This window comes from Streptomyces sp. NPDC097619 (assembly GCF_040302735.1).
GTDB lineage: Bacteria > Actinomycetota > Actinomycetes > Streptomycetales > Streptomycetaceae > Streptomyces.
Genome location: NZ_JBEOSD010000022.1, coordinates 52,771 through 72,079 on the forward strand (window position 1 = coordinate 52,771; position 19,309 = coordinate 72,079).

The window sequence follows — 19,309 nt, forward strand, 5'->3', positions numbered from 1 at the left end:
GGGACCGGGGGGTGGGGGGTGTCAAGAGGCGAAATCGTGGGACTTCCGGGTGGGTCGGAGGGCCCGGAGAGTGGCGGTGATCGTCGTGAACCGCCGCCGGGCGGGTCCATCCGAACGAGGAGACCGACCACCCCATGTCCACTCATGACCACGGGGCGCCGTCCCTGCCCCTGACCTCTCCGCAGGCGGGTGTGTGGTTCGCCCAGCAACTCGACCCGGACCGTACCGACTACGCGATCGGCGAGTACCTGGAGATCCGCGGCCCGCTGGACGCGGCGCTGCTCCAGGAGGCGATCGGCCTGGTCGTCGCCGGGACCGAGGCCCTCGGCATGCGGTTCACCGAAGCGGACGGCGAGGTCCGGCAGGAGCCCACCGCCCTGCCGCCGTTCCGACTGGAGACCGTCGACCTGCGCGGGCGGGCCGACGCGCGGGCCGCGGCGGAGGAACTGATGCGGGCGGCGCTGTCCCGACCCATGGACCTGGCCTCCGGGGACGTGCGCCGCCACCTGCTGGTCCGGATCGACGGGGACGCGCACCTGTGGATGCACGGCTACCACCACATCGTCATCGACGCGTACGGCGGCTCGCTGCTGGCCCGCCGCACCTCGGAGGTGTACACGGCGCTGGCCACTGGCGCGCCGGTCCCCGAGCCGGAGGAGCCGGCCGCCCCCTGGGCGGAGGTCGTGGCCGAGGAGCGGACCTACCGGGAGTCCGAACAGTGCGCCCGGGACCGGGAGTTCTGGCAGGGGGTCCTGGCGGGCGCCCCGGATCCGGTCGCGTTCACCGGGCGGCCGGTGGCCCGGCCCTCGGGGGCCCCGCTGCGCTGCCGCGGTGACCTCCCGGCGCCGGACGCGCAGCGGCTGCGGGCCCTGGCGCGCTCCCTGGGAACCCGCTGGTCGGCCGTGGTGATCGCGGCCTCCGCCGCGTACCTGAGCCGGGTCGGAGGTACCGAGGACGTGCTGCTGGGCCTGCCCGTGACGGGGCGGACCACGCCCGTCGCGCGCCGCACCCCCGGCATGTTCTCGAAGGTGCTGCCGCTGCGGATGCGGGTCACCGGCGGGACGACCGTCGGCGAGCTGGTGCGCGGGGCCTCGGGTGCGATCCGCGAGGTCCTGCGCCACCAGCGGTTCCGTGTCGAGGAGCTGTACGGGGACGCGGCGCCGTGGAGCGCCTCGGTGAACGTGATGTCCCTGGACTACGTGCTGTCCTTCGCCGGTGCCGCGGCGACCGCGCACAACGTGGCGGTCGGACCGGTGGAGTTCCTCTCGCTCAACGTGTACGACCGGGGCGGCGAGACCCCGCTGACGGTGCAGGCCGAGGCCGACGCCGCGGACACCGGGGAGAGCGGACTGGCCGCCCATCGGGACCGGTTCCTCGCCTTCCTGACCGCGCTGGCCGAGGCGGGCCCGGACGCTCCGCTGGACTCCGTGGACCTGCTGACCGACGGCGACCGGGAGCTGCTGGCCGGGTTCGCCGACGGCGGCCCCGGGGCCGGCACCGGCCACGGGGCACTGCTGCACGGCCTGTTCGAGGAGCAGGCCCGCCGCACCCCGGGGGCCGTCGCGGTGGTCTGCGACGGGCGGGAGGTGACGTACGCGGAGCTGGACGCGCTGGCCGAGCGGATCGCGGTCCGGCTGCGCGGGCGGGTCGCGCCCGGTGAGCCGGTCGGGGTGTGCGTACGGCGCTCCCCCGAGATGGTGGCGGCCCTGCTGGGCGTGCTGAAGGCGGGAGGCTGCTACGTCCCGCTGGATCCGGGGCTGCCGGAGGCCCGGATCGCGGGGATGGCGGAGGACGCCGGGCTGTCGGTGGCGGTCACCGGACCGGACACCGGGGCCGGGCTGCCCGTGGGCGTGGAGCGGGTGCAGGCCGGTGCGGACGGGGCTCCGGGCGGGCCCGTGGGCGGGGCCGGCCAGGCCCTCCGTCCGGTGCCGCCGGCGGCACCCGCCTACCTGCTGTTCACCTCCGGCAGCACGGGCCGGCCGAAGGGCGTGCTCGTGCCGCACGCCGCCGCGGCCGACTTCGTGCTGGGTCACCTGGAGTGCGCCGGGATCCCCGGACCGGGGGCCGGCGTCGGCGAGCGGTTCCTCGGCTTCGCGGCGCTGTCCTTCGACGTGTCCGTCCTCGACCTCTTCGGTCCGCTCGTCGCGGGCGGGACGCTGGTGCTCGCCACCGAGGAGGAGCGGCTGGACGTGGACCGGTTGCAGGCGTTGCTGGTGGACGGGCGGGTGACGGTCGCGGACCTGCCCCCGGCGCTGCTGCCGCTGCTGGACCCGGCCCCGTTGACCGGGCTGCGGTTCCTGTCCACCGGCGGCGAGGCCCCCTCGGGTGACGCGCTGGACCGGTGGGCGGCGCCGGGCCGCGAGGTGTGGAACGCCTACGGTCCGACGGAGGCGGCGGTCTCGGTGACGATGCACCGCTGCGCGGCGCGGTCCGGGGGCCGGGTGCCACCGATCGGGCGGCCGATGCCGAACCATCGCGCGTACGTGCTGGACTCCCGGCTGCGGCTGCTGCCGCCGGGGGCGGCCGGTGAGCTGTGCGTGTCCGGGGCCGGGCTGGCCCACGGCTACGCCGGACGGCCCGGGACCACCGCCGAGGTCTTCACGGCCGACCCGTACGGCGGGGTGCCGGGGGCCCGCATGTACCGGACCGGGGACCTGGTGCGCTGGACGGAGGACGGCGAGCTGGAGTTCCTGGGGCGGATCGACCGGCAGGTGAAGGTCAACGGGCACCGGATCGAGCCCGGCGAGATCGAGTCGGTGCTCGCGGCACACGCGGCGGTCGGCCAGGCCGCGGTCGTGGTGGACGGGGGTGGCGGACCGGTGGCCGGGCGGGGCCTGGTGGCGTTCGTGGCGCCCGGACCGGGGGCCGTCCTGCCCGGGGCCGACGAGCTGGCCGCGCACTGCGCGGACGCGCTGCCCCGGTACATGGTGCCGCGGCGGTTCGTGGCGCTGGAGCGGCTGCCGCTGACGCCGGGCGGCAAGGTGGACCGCCGGGCCCTGGTGGTGCCCGAACCGCCGGAGGGCGGACCGGCCGACGCGGGGCGGGCCCCCGCGGGCGCGGCCGAGGAGACCCTGTGCGCCCTGTTCGAGGAGGTCCTCGGACGGCGGGTGGGGCCCGAGGACGGCTTCTTCGAGCTGGGCGGGGACAGCATCGCGGCGCTGTCCCTGGTGAGTCGGGCCCGGACGCGGGGCCTGCGGTTCGCCCTGCGCGACGTGTTCGCCGCGCGCACCCCGGCGGGGCTGGCCTCCGTGGCCGTCCAGGACGCTCCGCACGGTCCGGAGCGGACGGGTGCCCGGGACGGCGGCGCGGTCGCGGAGACCGGCCCGCTGGCGGCCACGCCGGTGATGCGCTGGCTGCTGGACGGACCCGGTCCGATCGGCCGCTTCTGCCAGTCGATGGACCTGGTCCTGCCCGAGGGCATCGGGGACGCGGAGCTGCTGCGGGTGCTCCAGGCGGTCCTGGACCGCCATCCGGCCCTGCGGATGCGGGTGGTGGCCGGTCGGGACGGGCGCGCGGAGTGCGAGCTGCGCGTCGCCGGCGCGGTGGACGCGGCCGACGTGCTGGTCATCGCCGACGGGGCGGCGGCCCCGGACCGGGGCGCCGAGGAGGCCGGTACCGCGGTCGCGGCGGACGGGCTCGCGGCGCGGGCCGCCGCCCAGCTCGATCCCTTCGCGGGCGTGATGGTGCGCGCGGTCCGCCACCGCGGCCCCGGGGGCGCCGGGCGACTGCTCCTCGTCGTGCACCACCTCGCCGTGGACGGGGTGTCCTGGCGCGTCCTCACCGAGGACCTGGCCGCCGTGGCCGAGGCCGTCACCGCCGGTCGCGAGGTGCCCCCGGCTCCGGCCGGCACCCCGCTGCGGGCGTGGACGGACCACCTGCGCGCCCTGGCGCGCACCCCGGAGACCCTCGCGGAACTCCCCTACTGGCGGCAGACCCTGGCCCCGCTCGCCGCGGGTCCGGACGCCCCGGAGCCGGCTCCCGCGCCCGGGCCGGGAGGCACGGCCGCGCCGTGGGACCGGGTGCCCGATCCGGACCGCGACCGGGTCGGCGGGACCCGCACCCTCCGGCTGGCCCTGCCCTCCCACGTGGCGGAACCCCTGCTCACCGGGGTGCCCGCGGCGCTCCGCACCGGTCCGGCCGAGGTGCTGCTGGCGGGCCTGGTGCTCGCCGCGCACGCGGTCCGGGGCCGGGTGGACTGCGCGGGCGTCGCCGACTCCCTGCTGGTGGACCTGGAGGGGCACGGCCGGGCCGACGGCACGGGCCGCCACGACCTGTCCCGCACCGTGGGGTGGTTCACCACCCAGTACCCGGTCCGCCTGGACCTGCGCGGCCTGGACCCGGCCGCCGCCGGCGCCGGTGAGGTGACGGCCCTCGCCGAGCTGGTCGAGCGGGTGCACGCGGCCCTGGCGGCCGTGCCCGCCGACGGCACCGGCTTCGGCCTGCTGTCCCGGCTCGACGCGGAGACCGCGTCCGCACTGGCCCCGCTGCCCGCCCCGCGGGTCCTCTTCAACTACCTGGGCCGGTTCGACGGCTCCGGCACCGCGCCCTGGGGGCCCGCGCCGGAGGCCGGTGGGCTGCGCGCGGACGCCGATCCCGCCATGCCCGTCGAACACGCCCTGCAGATCGACGCGATGGCCGTGGCCGGGTCCGACGGCACCTCCTTCGAGGCGGTGCTGACCTGGCCCTCGGAGCTGGTCGGCCGCGCGGAGGCGGAGTCCTTCGCCGCCGCCTGGGACGAGGCGCTGCGGCTGCTGGCTGGCGCGGTCGGGGCGCTGCCCGCGACCGGAGCGGGCCGGCCGGGGCGGCTCGCCCCGCGGGACGTGCCGCTGGTGCGGGTGACGGGCCGGGAGCTCGACGGGCTGGCCGTCCGGTACCCGCACCTGGTGGACGTCCTGCCGCTCTCGCCCCTCCAGGAGGGCATGTTCTTCCACGCCGCCTACGACGCCGAGGGCCTCGACGCGTACACCGGGCAGATCGTCCTCACGTTGAGCGGCCCGCTGGACGCGGCCCGGCTGCGCGCCTCGTGCGCGGCCCTGCTGGACCGGCACGCGGGCCTGCGCGCCGCCTTCACCGACCAGGGCACGGGCCGCCCGGTGCAGGTGGTGTCGGGTCGTGTGGCTCCGCCGTGGCGGGAGGCCGACCTGAGCGGACTCGACGCGTCGGAGCGCGAGGCCGCCTGGCTCGACCTGCTGGCCGACGACCGGGCGCGCCGCTTCGATCTGGCGGCGCCGCCGCTGGTGCGGTTCGCCCTGGTGCGGACCGGGGAGGCGGAGCACCGGCTGGTCGTGACGAACCACCACATCGTGTGGGACGGCTGGTCCTCGGCGGTGATCCTGCGCGACCTGCTCACCGGCTACCGGGACGGCACGACCGACCCGGCCGCCGCGCCGGTGCCGCGGGCCTTCCTCGGCTGGCTGGCCGGCCAGGACCCGCGAGCCGCCGCCGACGCCTGGGAGACGGCGTTGGCGGGGCTGGCCGAGCCCACCCTGCTGGGCGCCGCCGACCCGCACCGGATGGCCGAACTGCCCCGGCGCACCACCCTGGAGCTGTCCGAGGAGCTGACGGCCCGGGTGGCGGCTGCCGCCCGGACCGCCGGCATCACCCTCAACAGCGTGGTCCAGGGCCTGTGGGCGGTGCTGCTCGGCCGGCTGACGGGCAAGGAGGACGTGGTCTTCGGCGGCACCGTGTCCGGTCGCACCGCGGCCTTCGACGGGGTCGAGGAGCTGGTCGGCCTGCTGATCAACACGCTGCCCGTGCGGTTCCGGCCGCGCCCCGACGAGGGCCTGGCGGAGGCGCTGGTCCGCTTCCAGTCGGAGCAGGCCCTGCTGCTGGACCACCAGCACGCCCCGCTGGCCCGGATCCAGGGCGCGGCCGGGTTGGGCACCCTCTTCGACACCGCCGTGGTGGTGGAGAACTATCCGCTGGACCTGGACGGGATGCGGGACCTGGCCGGCGAGGTCCGGCTGACCGGAGTGGACGCCTGCGACGCCACGCACTACACCGCCAACCTGGTGGTGGTGCCCGGTGAACGGCTGCGGCTGCACCTGGACCACCGTCCGGACGCCCTCGACGCGCGGGCGGCCCTCAGCGTGGTCGAGGGTCTGGAGCGCCTGCTGACCTCCTTCGCGGACGCCCCCGAGCGCCCGGCGGGCGCCGTGGACCTGCTCTCGGCGGAACAGCACCGGCTGCTGACCGCGTGGAACTCCACCGGGGTGCCGGTGCCGGAGACCACCCTGACCGCCCTGTTCGCCGCGCAGGTCGCCCGTACCCCGGAGGCCCCGGCCACCGTGTACGGGGCCGAGCGCCTGGACTACGCGGGGCTGGACGCCCGGGCGGAGGCCCTGGCGCGGGTGCTGCGGGCGCGCGGGGCGCGGCCGGAGACGGTGGTGGCGGTGGCGCTGCACCGGTCCACGGAGATGGTGGTGGCGCTGCTCGCCGTCCTGAAGGCGGGGGCGGCCTACCTGCCGGTGGACCCGTCGTTGCCGGCGGAGCGGGTGGCGTACCTGCTGGAGGACGCGCGTCCGGTGCTGCTGGTCGCCACGGACGAGGTGGCGGCGGGCCTGCCGGACCGGGCCGACGGACCGCCCCGGGTCCGCCCGGACGGGACGACCGCGAAGACCGGCCCGGTCGGGGACCGCGTGGACGCCCCGCCCGCGACCGACGGGCCCGCAGGGGCTCGCGAGACCGCAGGGGTGCACGGGGTCGTCGCGACGCACGAGGTCGACGGGCCGCTGCCCTCGCACCCCGCGTACGTGATCTACACCTCCGGGTCCACCGGCCGCCCCAAGGCGGTGGTGGTGGAGCACCGGGCCATCGTCAACCGGCTGCTGTGGATGCAGGACCGCTACCGGCTGACCGCCGAGGACCGGGTGCTGCAGAAGACGCCGTTCGGGTTCGACGTGTCGGTGTGGGAGTTCTTCTGGCCGCTGCTCACCGGGGCCGCGATCGTCGTCGCGGAGCCGGGCGGGCACAAGGACCCCTCCTACCTGGCCCGGGTGATCCGCGAGGAGGCCGTCACCACGGTCCACTTCGTGCCCTCCATGCTGGCCGAGTTCGTGCGGGAACCGGCCGCCGCCGCCTGCCGGAGCCTGCGCCGGGTGGTGTGCAGCGGCGAGGCCCTCGGGGAAGCCCTGCGGGACCGCTTCTTCGAGGTGCTGGACGTGCCCCTGCACAACCTGTACGGCCCGACCGAGGCCGCCGTGGACGTCACGCACTGGGACTGCCGGCCCGGGGACACCGGTCCGGTGCCCATCGGACGACCGATCTGGAACACCGCCCTGCACGTGCTGGACGGGGCCGGCCGGCCGGTCCCGATCGGCTTCGCCGGGGAGCTGTACCTGGCGGGCGCCGGGCTGGCCCGGGGCTACCTGGGGCGGCCCGCGTTGACCGCCGAGCGGTTCCCGGCCTCCCCGCACGGGGCGTCGGGCAGCCGGATGTACCGCACCGGGGACCTCGCCCGGCTACGCGCCGACGGGGCCGTGGAGTACCTGGGCCGCACCGACGACCAGGTCAAGATCCACGGGTTCCGCATCGAACTCGGTGAGATCGAGGCGGCGTTGTACCGGGCCTCCGGAGCCGCCCGCGCCGCGGTGGTCGTGCGCGAGGACCGCCCGGGCGAGCGCAGGCTCGTCGGGTACGTGGTCCCGCGGCCCGCGGCCGCGCCGCCGGTTCCCGCGGAGGTCCGGGCCGAACTGGCCCGCACCCTGCCGGAGTACATGGTGCCGCTGGTGGTGCCGGTGCCGGCCCTGCCGGTCACCGCCAACGGCAAGTTGGACCGGGCGGCGCTGCCCGCTCCGGAGGATCCGACGGCCTCGGCCGACCGGCGCGGGGACGGCGGACCGCCCGAGGGCGAGACGGAGGAACTGGTCGCCGCCGTGTGGCGGTCCGTGCTCGGCGTGGACCGGGTGGCGCGCCACGACGACTTCTTCGCCCTGGGCGGGCATTCGCTGAGCGCGACCCGGGTCGCGGCCCGCCTGCGCCAGGCCCTCTTCCTCGAACTCCCCCTGCACACGCTCTTCGAACACCGCACCGTCGCCGGGCTGGCCGCGGCCGTCGAGACCGCCCTGCTCGCCGAACTCGCCGACGGCACCGACCCCGCCGACCCGGGAGCGGACCCGTACGGCCCCGTCGGTACCGGTGCTCCCGACTCCTCCGCCCCCGCGGACCTCCTCGTATCCGCCGCCCCCGTGTCGGGTGGCGCCCTCGCCCCTCAGGGAGACCTCTCGTGACCCTCCAGGACACCCCGCCGACCGCTGCCGGCCGTCCCGACGTGCGCGAGCTGCTGCGCCGCCGGGTGCGGGCCGCCCTCGCCGGCACCACCGACCCGGCCACCGGCACCGGCACGACGACGCCGACGGCCTCCGCCCCGGCCCGCACGGCCGGTCCGGCCGTCGCCTCCTTCGCTCAGGAGCGGATGTGGCTGGCGGACCGGATGGCCGACGGCGACTCCGGTTACGCCGTCCCCCAGGTGGTGCGGCTGCGCGGGCCGCTGGACCCGCGGGCGCTGCGCACGGCCCTGACCGCCGTCGTCGCCCGGCACACCCCGCTGCGGACGGTGTTCCGGGAGCGCGACGGCCTGCCCCGCCCCGAGGTGCTGCCCGCCCCGGCGGAGGTACCGGTCCCGCTGCTCGACCTGGGCGCGGGCGACCCCGGCGACCTGGAGCGCCGGGCCCTGGACCTGCTGCGGGAGGAGGCCCGCCGCCCCTTCGACCTGGCCGCGGGCCCGCTGCTGCGGGCGCTGCTGGTCCGCACCGCCCCCGAGGAGCACCTGCTCCTGCTGGTGGTCCACCACATCGCCACCGACGGCTGGTCCATGGGCCTGCTCTGGGAGGAACTGGCCGCGAACTGGGCGGCACTCACCGCCGGCGGCCCCCTCCCCGAGCCGCGCCCGCTGCCCGTCGAGTACCAGGACCACGCCCGCGAGCAGCGGGAGCGCTTCGACCGCGGCGGTCTGGACGCGGGCCTGGGGTACTGGACGGAGCGGCTGGCCGGGCTGGAGCCGCTGGAGCTGCCCGCGGACCGGCCCCGGCCCGCCCGTCGCAGCGGGGCCGGTGCCTCCGTCCCGTTCACGCTGGACACGGACCTGACGGCGGGCCTGCGCCGGCTCGCCGAGGCCGAGGGGGTCACCCTCTTCACCGCGCTGGTGGCCGGCTTCCAGGCCGCGCTGGCCCGGTTCTCGGGCCGTACGGACATCGCGGTGGGCACCCCCGTGGCCGGTCGTGACCGGGTGGAACTGGAGCCGCTGGTCGGCCTGTTCGTGAACACCCTGGTGCTGCGCACCGACCTGTCGGGCGCCCCGGGCTTCCGGGAGCTGCTCGGTCGGGCCCGCCGGGTGGTCCTGGACGCGTACGACCACCAGGAGGTGCCCTTCGACCGGATCGTGGAGCGCCTCGCCCCGGAGCGCGCCGGCGACCGCAATCCGCTGGTCCAGGTGATGTTCGCCGCCGCCCGGGAGGAGACCGCCGGTCTGCGCCTGCCCGGCACCACCGCGGAGCCCGTCGACCTCGACTTCGGCGGCTCGCTGTTCGACCTGAACGTGTTCGTCACCGAGGGCGCCGCGGAGTGCGTCGGCACCCTCGTCCTGGACACCGACCTGTTCGAGCCCGCCACCGGCGCACGCCTCCTGGGGCACTGGCTGGAGCTGCTGCGGGCGGCCGTACGGGACCCGGAGGCGCCCTTCGAGGAGCTGCTGCCCGCCCCCACCACGGCGGCCCGGCTGGTGGCCGCCGGACACGGCACCGCCCGCCCCGACCTGGCACCCGCCACCGTCACCGGCCTGTTCGCGGAGCAGGTCCGCCGCTCCCCCGCCGCCACCGCCGTGGTCTGCGGGGACCGCCGGCTCAGCTACGCCGAGCTGGACGCCCGGTCCGCGGCCCTCGCGGCCCGCCTCACGGCGGCCGGCGTCGGCCCGGAGACCGCGGTGGCCCTGCTGACGGAACGCTCCGAGCAGGTCCCGGTCGCGCTGCTGGCGGTGCTGCGGGCGGGCGGTCACTACGTGCCGCTGAACCCGGAGTTCCCCGTGGAGCGGCTGCGCTGGATGCTCGCCGACACAGGAGCCCACCTGGTGCTGGCCGACGCGGCGGGGGCGGAGCACCCTGCCCTGGCCGGGCTGCCCCTGCCCGTCCTCGGACTCGACGACGCCGGAGCCGACGCTCCCGCCGAGCGGGTCGGGGTCGCCCCCGTGGACGCCGGGGTCCGGCCCGACGGGCTGGCGTACGTGATGTACACCTCGGGCTCCACCGGCACCCCGAAGGGCATCGGGACCACCCACGCCAACGTGGCCGCCCTCGCCCGGGACGCCGCCTTCGGGTCGGGGCACGAGCGCGTCCTCGCGCACTCCCCGCTGGCCTTCGACGCCTCCACCTACGAGCTGTGGGTCCCCCTGCTGTCGGGCGGCACCGTGATCGTGGCCCCGCCGGGCCGGACCGGCACGGACGTGCTGGCCGGGCTGGTCCGGGAGCACCGGATCAGCGCCCTCTTCCTCACCGCCGCCCTGTTCAACCTGGTCGTCGAGGAGTGCGTGGAGCTGCTGACGGAGGTCCGCGAGGTGTGGACGGGCGGCGAGGCCGCCTCCCCCGAGGCGTTCCGCCGGGCCCTGGAAGCCGCCCCGGACACGGCCGTCACCAACGTGTACGGGCCGACCGAGACCACGTCCTTCGCCCTGTACCACCGCCTCGCCCCCGGGACCGGAGAGGCCCCGGCGACGGGCGACGGCCGGGTGCCGATCGGACGCCCGCTGGACGACACCCGCCTGTACGTGCTCGACGAGCGCGGCCGGCCGGTGCCCGAGGGCGCCGTCGGCGAGCTGTGCGTGGGCGGCAGCGGCGTGGCCCGCGGCTACCTGGGCCGCCCCGCCCTGACCGCCGAGCGCTTCGCCGTGGACCCGTACGGGGCCCCCGGCGCCCGCATGTACCGCACCGGCGACCTGGCCCGGCGCCGCCCGGACGGCACCGTCGACTACCTGGGGCGCGCCGACCAGCAGGTCAAGATCCGCGGCTTCCGGATCGAACCCGGCGAGATCGAGGCGGAGCTGCTGCGGCTGCCCCATGTGGCGGGCGCCGTGGTCGTGGTCCGCGAGGACGTGCCCGGCGAGCGGGAGCTCGTGGCGTACGCCGTCCCGGCCGCGGACCACGCCCTCGACGGGACCGCCCTGACGGGCGCGCTGGCGGCCCGCCTGCCCGCCTACATGCTGCCGTCCGCCGTGGTGGTCCTCGCCGAGCTGCCGGTGACGGCGAACGGGAAGGTGGACCGGCGGGCCCTGCCCGCCCCGGCCGCCTCCCGAGCGGACCGCGCGGAGTTCGCCGAACCGGTCGGCGCCACGGAACGGCTGGCCGCGGAGGTGTGGTCGGAGGTCCTCGGCGGCGTCCGTCCCGGCCGGCGGGACGACTTCTTCGCCCTGGGCGGGCATTCGCTGCGCGCCACCCGGGCGGTGTCCCGGATCGGCGCCCGGCTCGGCCTGTCGGTGCCGGTGCGCCTGCTCTTCGACCACCCCGTGCTGGAGGCGTTCGGCGCGGAACTGGACGCCCTGCGGGAGACCGCGGGCGGGCCCGGCGCGGCGCGCGGCACCGGCCCGATCCCGGTGCGGCCCGCGGGCGGCCCGGCACCGCTGTCGTACGCGCAGCGCGGACTGTGGTTCCTGGACCGGCTGCGGCCCGGCCGCGCGGACTACAACATCCCCTTCGCCGTGCGGCTGCACGGACCGCTGGACGCCGGAGCGGTGACGGGGGCGCTGCGCGCGGTGGTGGCGCGGCACGAGCTGCTGCGGTCCCGCATCGTCGAGTCGGCCGCGGCGGACACCGGCACGGACCCGGCGCCGGCCGGCGGACCGGTGCTGGTGGTGGAACCCCCGGAGGTGTTCGCCACCACGGTCACCGACCTGCGTGAACTCCCCCCGGAGGAAGCCCGGGAGCGGGCGGCCGGGCTGGCCCGCGCCGACGCGGCGGAACCCTTCGCGCTGTCCGTCGCCCCGCTGCTGCGGGCCCGGCTGGTGCGGGTCGCCGAGGAGGAGCACCTGCTCGTGCTCGTCCTCCACCACACGGTGGGCGACGGCTGGTCGATGCCGGTGCTGTGGGGCGAGTTCGCCGGCGCCTACACCGCCCTCCGGCGGGGCGACGCCCCCGAGTTGCCGGAACTCCCCGTGCAGTACGGGGACTACGCGCACTGGCAGGCCGGCCGACCCGAGTCCGAGGTGCGGGCCGGTCTGGACCGGTGGCGGGAGGCCCTGGCCGGGCTGCCGGCCCTGGAACTCGCCGGGGACCGACCGCGGCCCGCGGAGCCCTCCGGCGCCGGTGACAGCGTGGTCTTCGAGCTGCCGGGCCCGCTGGTCGAGCGCCTCACGGGACTCGCCCGCGAACGGGGCGCGACCCCCTTCATGGTGCTGCTGGCCGGCTTCCAGGCGCTCCTGGGCCGCTACACCGGGCAGGAGGACTTCGCGGTCGGCTCCCCCGTCGCCGGTCGCGACCGGACCGAACTGGAGCCCCTGATCGGCCTGTTCGTCAACACGCTGGTCCTGCGCGCCGACCTGTCGGCCGACCCGGCCTTCGAGGAGCTGCTGGAGCGGGTGCGGCGCACCGCCCTGGCCGCCTTCGAGCACGCCGACACACCCTTCGACCGGCTGGTGGAAGAGCTGCGCCCGGACCGCGCCTCGGGCCGCAACCCGCTCTTCGACGTGCTGTTCCAGCTCCACCCGGAGCAGCCCGCCGTGCCCGGCCCGGACGGCCTGCGCGTGGAGTCCCTGGAAGCGGCCGCCGAGGGCGCCAAGTTCGACCTGAGCCTGGCCGTGACCGAGCGGCCGGAGGGCTGGACGGGCACCCTGACCTACGCCTCGGACCTCTTCGACCGGGACACCGCCGAGCGGCTGTGCGCCCACTACCTGCGGCTGCTGGAGTCGGCCGCCCGGACGCCGGGGGCACCGCTGTCCCGCCTGGAGGTGCTGTCCGCCGCCGAGCGGACCGCCCTCACCGGAACCACCGGAACCGCCGGAACCGGAGCCGACACGGGCGCCGCGCCCGTCGCCGGCGCACCCACAGCCCTCGCGGCCCGCACCCTGCACGGGTCGGTCGCGGCCCAGGCCCGGCGCACGCCGCAGGCCCCGGCGGTGACCTGCGGCGGACGCACCACGACCTACGGTGACCTGGACTCTTCCGCCGACCGGCTGGCCCGGTGGCTGCGGGCCGCGGGCGTCGGCACCGGCACCCCGGTGGCGGTGGCCGCGGGCCGCGGGACGGGCGCCGTCACGGCCGTCCTGGCCGTGCTCAAGGCCGGTGGGGTGTACGTGCCGGTGGACCCGGAGCACCCGCGGGAGCGGATCGCCGCGGTCCTCGCGGACAGCGGGGCCCGCCTCCTGGTCTCCGCCGACCTGCCGGACGGTCCGCCGCGCGACCTGCCCGAGGGCGTCGTCGTGCTCGACACCGTCGCGGAGGCCGGGCGGATCGCCGCCCTCGACGGTTCCCCGCTGCCGGAGACGGCCGGGCCCGAGGACCTGGCGTACGTGCTGTACACCTCCGGCTCCACGGGCCGACCCAAGGGCGTGGCCGTCCCGCACGCGGCGATCACCGGCTATCTCGCGGCGCTGACCGCGGAGTTCGGCATCGGCGCCGGGGACAACGTGCTGGCCCGCACCCCGCTCACCTTCGACCCCTCGGTCCGCGACCTGTTCGCGCCGCTGAGCACCGGTGGCCGGGTGGTCCTGGCCACCTCGGAGGAGGCGGGCGACCCGGAGGCCCTGTCCCGCCTGATCCGCGCCGAACGGGTCACCGCCCTGCTGTCGGTGGTGCCCTCGGTGCTGGAGCCGCTCGTGGCCGCCGCTTCCGGGCCCTCCCCCGACCTGCGGCTGGTGATGACCACCGGCGAGGAACTGACCGCGCGACTCGCGGGCGAGACACGGAAGTTGGGCATGCCGGACCGGTTCCGTCTGGTCAACCAGTACGGACCCACCGAGTGCACCAACACCACCACCGCGCACGTGGTGCGGGCGGCGGACGTGTCGCGCGGCCGGATCCCCATCGGGCGTCCCCTGCCCGGGGCGCGCGTGCTCGTCCTCGGGCCGCGGCTGGAGCCGTTGCCCCTCGGCGCCGTCGGCGAGCTGTACATCGCCGGGCGCGGGGTGGCCCGCGGCTACCTCGGCGACCCGCGCAAGACCGCCGCGGTGTTCCTGCCGGACCCGTTCGGCCCGCCGGGCGCCCGGATGTACCGCACCGGGGACCTGGCGCGGCTGCGCCCCGACGGGGTCGTGGAGTTCCACGGCCGGCGCGACAACCAGGTCAAGGTGCGCGGCCACCGGATCGAACTGGGCGAGGTCGAGGCGGCCGTGCTGCGGTACCCGGCCGTGGCGCGGGCGGCCGTGGCCGCGCACGGGGAGGGCGACGGGCGGCGGCTGGCCGCCTACGTGGTCTGGGGCCCCGACGGCGGCGAGACGGAGCGCGTGCTGGACGCCGTGCGCGCCGTGCTGCCCGCCGCGATGGTGCCGTCCACGGTGACGGTGCTGGAGGCGATGCCGCTGACCCCGAACGGGAAGACGGACCGGCGGGCGCTGCCCGTGCCGACGGCGGAGCACCACCGCCCGTACCTGGCTCCGGAGGGGCCCGCCGAGCGGGCCGTGGCGGCGGCCTGGACGGAGGTCCTCGGCGAGGAGGACGGCCCGATCGGCATGCTCGACCACTTCTTCGAGCGCGGCGGACACTCGCTGCGCGCGACCCGGGTGGTGTCCCGACTGCGGGCCGAGCTGGGGGTGGAGGTGCCGGTGCGACTGCTGTTCCGGCATCCCGTCGCCGGGGAGTTCGCGCGGGTGCTCGGCGGGCTCGCCCCGGCGGCGGAGACCGGGATCCCGGCCCTGCCCGCGGGTCCGGCCCCGCTCTCCTCCGGGCAGCGGCGGCTGTGGCTGCTGGACCGGCTGCGGCCGGGCAGGTCGGAGTACAACGTGCCGGGCGCGGTGCTGTTGCGCGGCCCGCTGGAGGTCCGGGCGGCGCTGGCCGCGCTGGGCGACGTGGTGGACCGGCACGAGCCGCTGCGTTCGCGGGTCGTCGACGGGGGCCCCGAGGGGCCCCGCATGGCGGCCGGACCGCTCGGCGCCTTCCGGCCGGTCCTCACCGACCTGTCCGGGACCGCCCCGTCGGCGGCCCGGGACCGGGCCCGGGAGCTGGCGGCCGCCGACGCGGCCGAGCCGTTCGACCTGACGGCCGGCCCGCTGCTGCGGGCCCGGCTCGTGCGGATCTCCCCGGAGGAACACCTGCTGGTCGTGGTGGCCCACCACATCGTCTTCGACGGCTGGTCGGAGGAGGTGTTCCGGCGGGACTTCTTCGCCGCGTACACCGCCCGCACCGCCCCGGACGGGTCCCCGTCCGGAACCGTGCGGCCCGGGCTGCCGGCGCCCGTACTGCCGGCGCCCGAGGTGACCTACGGCGCGTTCGCCGCCTGGCAGCGGGAGCGGCTGGCGGGTGCCGCCGGGGAGGCGCAGCTCGCCTACTGGCGGGACCGGCTGGCGGGGGTGACCCCGGTGGACCTGCCCACCGACCGTCCCCGGCCCGCCGTGCCCTCCGGCGCGGGCGCACAGCACTCCTTCGTGCTGCCGGCGCCGCTGCTCGACGGGCTGCGGGCCCTGGGGCAGCGCGCCGACGCCACCCTGTTCATGGTGCTGCTGGCCGGGGTCCAGGCGCTGCTGGCCCGCTGGTCGGGGAGCGCGGACGTGACCGTCGGTTCGCCCGTCGCGGGCCGGGAGCGGACGGAACTGGAGCCCCTGGTGGGCTTCTTCGTGAACAACCTGGTGCTGCGCGGGGACCTCTCGGACGATCCCGCCTTCGGGGAGCTGCTGTCCCGGGCCCGGAGCGCCGCCCTGGACGCGTACGCGCACCAGGAGGTGCCCTTCGACCGGGTGGTGGAGGCGGTGGCTCCGGAACGTGACCTGGGCCGCAATCCGCTGTTCCAGGTGATGCTCGTGGTGAACGAGGCGGCGGGCGAGGCAGCCGTGGCGCCGCCGGGGCTGACGGCAGAACCGGTGTCCGCGCCGAGCGGGTCCTCCAAGTTCGACTTGTCGCTGTACTTCGCGGAGGTCGACGGGGAGCTGCGCGGCGAGGCGGTGTTCGCCACCGACCTGTTCGACGCCGGGACGGTGGCGCGGATGGCCGAGGGCCTGGTCGCGCTGCTGGGGGCGGCCGCCGCGGCCCCCGAGACCCCGGTGGGGGCGCTGCCGCTGATGACGGCGGCGGTGGAGCGGGCGCTCTCGGCGCGTGGGAACGACACCGCGCGGGAGGTGCCCTCCGACCCGCTGCACGTGCTCGTCGGCCGGCAGGCGGAGCGCACCCCGGGGGCGGTGGCCGTCGACGACGGGAACCGTCATCTGACCTACGGGGAGCTGTGGGAGCGCTCGGGCCGGTTGGCGGCGGAGCTGACCGCGCGGGGCGCGGGCCCGGAGCGGCCCGTCGCGGTGGTCGCGGAGCGTTCGGCGCTGCTGCCGGCGGCCCTGCTGGGGGTGTTGCGGAGCGGGGCGGCCTACGTGCCGGTGGACCCGGAGTACCCGGCCGACCGGGTGGGGTTGATGCTCGCCGACAGCGGGGCCCGGATCGCCGTCGTGTCCGGGGACCCGGGCGCTCTGCCGGAGCTCCCGTCGTACGTGTCCGTGGTGGACCTGGACGCGCTGTGCGGCCGGGACGGCGCCTCGGACCGGGCCGGGGAAGGAGGGCCGGACGGAGAGTCGACGCCGGAGGGCTTCGGGGACCACCCGGTGGCCGGCGAGCACCCCGCGTACACCCTGTACACCTCGGGGTCGACGGGACGCCCGAAGGGCGTGGTCGTACCGCACCGGGCCCTGACCAACTTCGCCGAGGACATGGCGGAACGGCTGTCGCTGGGCGGCCTCGACACGGTCGCGGCCGTGACCACGGCCTCCTTCGACATCGCGGTGCTGGAGCTGCTGGTGCCGCTGACCCGGGGGGCGACGGTGCGCGTCGTGTCCCGGGAGGACACCCGGGACGGCACGCGGCTGGCCAAGGAGCTCGACGGATCCGGGGTGACGGTCGTGCAGGCCACGCCGGCGACCTGGCACCTGTTGATGGAGGCGGGCTGGCAGGCCCCCCGGGTCCGCGCGCTGTGCGGCGGCGAGGCGTTGCCGCCCGCGCTGGCGGCGCGGATGCGGTCGGCGCTGGGCACCGTGTGGAACGTGTACGGGCCGACGGAGACCACGGTGTGGTCGACGGCCCACCGGCTCTCGCCCGGGGATCCGGCGGGTGCGGTGCCGATCGGCGGACCGCTGGCCAACACCGTCCTGCACGTGCTGGACGACCGGATGAGGCCGGTGCCGCCGGGCGTGTTCGGTGAGCTGTTCATCGGTGGCGCGGGCGTGGCCCGCGGCTACCACGGGCGGCCCGGACTCACCGCGGAGCGGTTCCTGCCCGACCCGTACGGCTCCGGCGGCCGGCTCTACCGCACCGGTGACCTGGTGCGGCGGCTCGCGGACGACTCCCTGGAGTACCGGGGCCGGGCCGACGGCCAGGTGAAGGTGCGCGGGCACCGCATCGAGCTGGGCGAGGTCGAGGCGGCCCTGGCCGCGCACCCGGAAGTGGCGGCGGCCGCGGCGGCCGTGCACGGCACGGGCGTGGACGCGGTCCTCGCCGGCTACGTGGTGTGGCGCGCGGGCGAGGGCGATCCGGCGGCGGTCCGGGACCGGCTGGTCGCGGAGCTGCCCGCGGCGATGGTCCCGGGCACGGTGACGGCCCTGGAGCGGCTGCCGCTCACTCCGAACGGCAAGCTGGACCGGCGTGCCCTGCCCGCCCCCTCCCCCGGCGCCTCCGGGGCCGGCGCGGTGGCCCCGCGCACCCCGGTGGAGCTGCGGATGGCCCGGGTGTGGGAGGAGGTCCTGGACACGGCGCCGGTCGGCGTCCGGGACGACTTCTTCGCCCTGGGCGGGCACTCCCTGAAGGCGTTCGCTCTGATGGGCGCGGTGCGCCGGGAGTTCGGGGTGGACCTGCCACTGAACCTGGTGTTCCGCAGGCCCACGGTGGAGCTGCTGTGCGCGGCTCTGCCGGAGGCCGCCGCGGCGGCCGGACGGCTGCTGGTGCCGCTGGCCGACGGCGACCCCGACCGGGCGCCGCTGGTGCTGGTCCACCCGCGCGGCGGCGACGTGGTCTGCTACCGGGACCTGGTCCGCGCGCTCGGCGCCGGACCGGCGGCGGGACGGCGCGTGTGGGGTCTGGAGGCCGTGGGCTGCAACACCGCCGACGCCCCGCTGGAAGGGGTCGGCGCGATGGCCGACCGCTACCTGTCCGAGCTGCGCGCCGAACAGCCGCACGGGCCCTACCTGTTGGCCGGTTGGTCCTTCGGCGGGACCGTCGCCTTCGAGATGGCGGCCCGACTGGAGGCCGCCGGGGAACGCGTGGCCTACCTCGGGCTGATCGACACGGCCGCGCCGGGTGCGGCGGCCCGCGCCGACAGCGCCGCGGAGGACGGCGACGCGCTGGTACGGCACGCCCTGGCGGCCCGCGCCGGCCACGCCCCGCAGCCCCCGCGGGCAGGTGCGGAGGCCGGCACCGAGCCCGCGTCCGTGCCCGGTGCGGAGGCCGACGAGGAGGCCCTGTTCGAGGCGCTGGTGCGCCGCGGGCGGGCCGAGGGAACCCTGCCGCGCGAGGCGGCGGCGGAGGCACTGCGCCGGATGCTCGGGGTCTCCCGGGCCAACGGGGCGGCGGCGGCCGGGTACCGCACCGAGACCGTGCTGACGGCCCCGCTGCACCTGTACACGGTGGCCGAGGTCCACCCGGAACTGGCCACCCCGCTCGTCGACCCGGCCCCCTGGCGGGACCGCACCTCTTCCGGGGTGCGGCACGCCGTGGTGGCCGGCGACCACCACACGGTGGTCGACGGCCCCCGGGCCCCCGCACTGGCCGCGCTGCTCGGCGCGGACCTCGACCGGGGCCTGACCGACCGGCCGACCCGACGACTGACCGACTGACCGACTGACCGACTGACGGCCGATCGGCCGACCGGCGCAGTGGGTGAGGGGGCCGTACCGGCCCGGTGCGCCCTCTCACCCCCTCGCCGTCACCCCCGAGCTCTCACACACCGCACGAATCATCGAGGAGCACCCCATGGACACCCTGAAGAACGGCACCACCGAGGCCGCGCCGCTCTTCCTCGTCGTCACCAACGACGAGGAGCAGTACTCGCTGTGGGAGGCGGCGCGCCCGGTCCCGGCGGGTTGGTACCCGCAGGGGGGCGCCGCCCCGCGCGAGGAGTGCCTGGAACGGATCGAGCGCCTGTGGACCGACATGCGTCCGCTGAGCCTGCGCTGACCGCTGCCACCCCGCGCCGGGGGAGATCGGAC

General features: G+C 77.2%; 3 protein-coding genes. All 3 read left to right on the plus strand.

What is annotated here, in order from left to right:
• The first annotated feature begins 134 nt into the window (after positions 1-134).
• The 3 genes from ABTZ17_RS09145 to ABTZ17_RS09155 all read left to right on the plus strand — a co-directional run bounded on the left by ABTZ17_RS09145 (position 135) and on the right by ABTZ17_RS09155 (position 19,277).
• Positions 135-8,228: a non-ribosomal peptide synthetase gene (locus ABTZ17_RS09145; RefSeq protein WP_352194890.1), complete on the plus strand. Its 8,094-nt coding sequence runs from the start codon at positions 135-137 to the stop codon at positions 8,226-8,228.
• The gene (locus ABTZ17_RS09150) at positions 8,225-18,937 is read left to right on the plus strand and encodes a non-ribosomal peptide synthetase (RefSeq protein WP_352194891.1); all 10,713 of its coding nucleotides are present in this window, start codon (positions 8,225-8,227) and stop codon (positions 18,935-18,937) included. Before ABTZ17_RS09145 ends, ABTZ17_RS09150 begins: the two co-directional genes overlap by 4 nt.
• A 136-nt stretch (positions 18,938-19,073) precedes the next feature.
• Positions 19,074-19,277, plus strand: a complete 204-nt coding sequence (locus ABTZ17_RS09155; RefSeq protein ID WP_352194892.1) for an MbtH family protein — start codon at positions 19,074-19,076, stop codon at positions 19,275-19,277.
• Positions 19,278-19,309 lie beyond the last annotated feature (32 nt).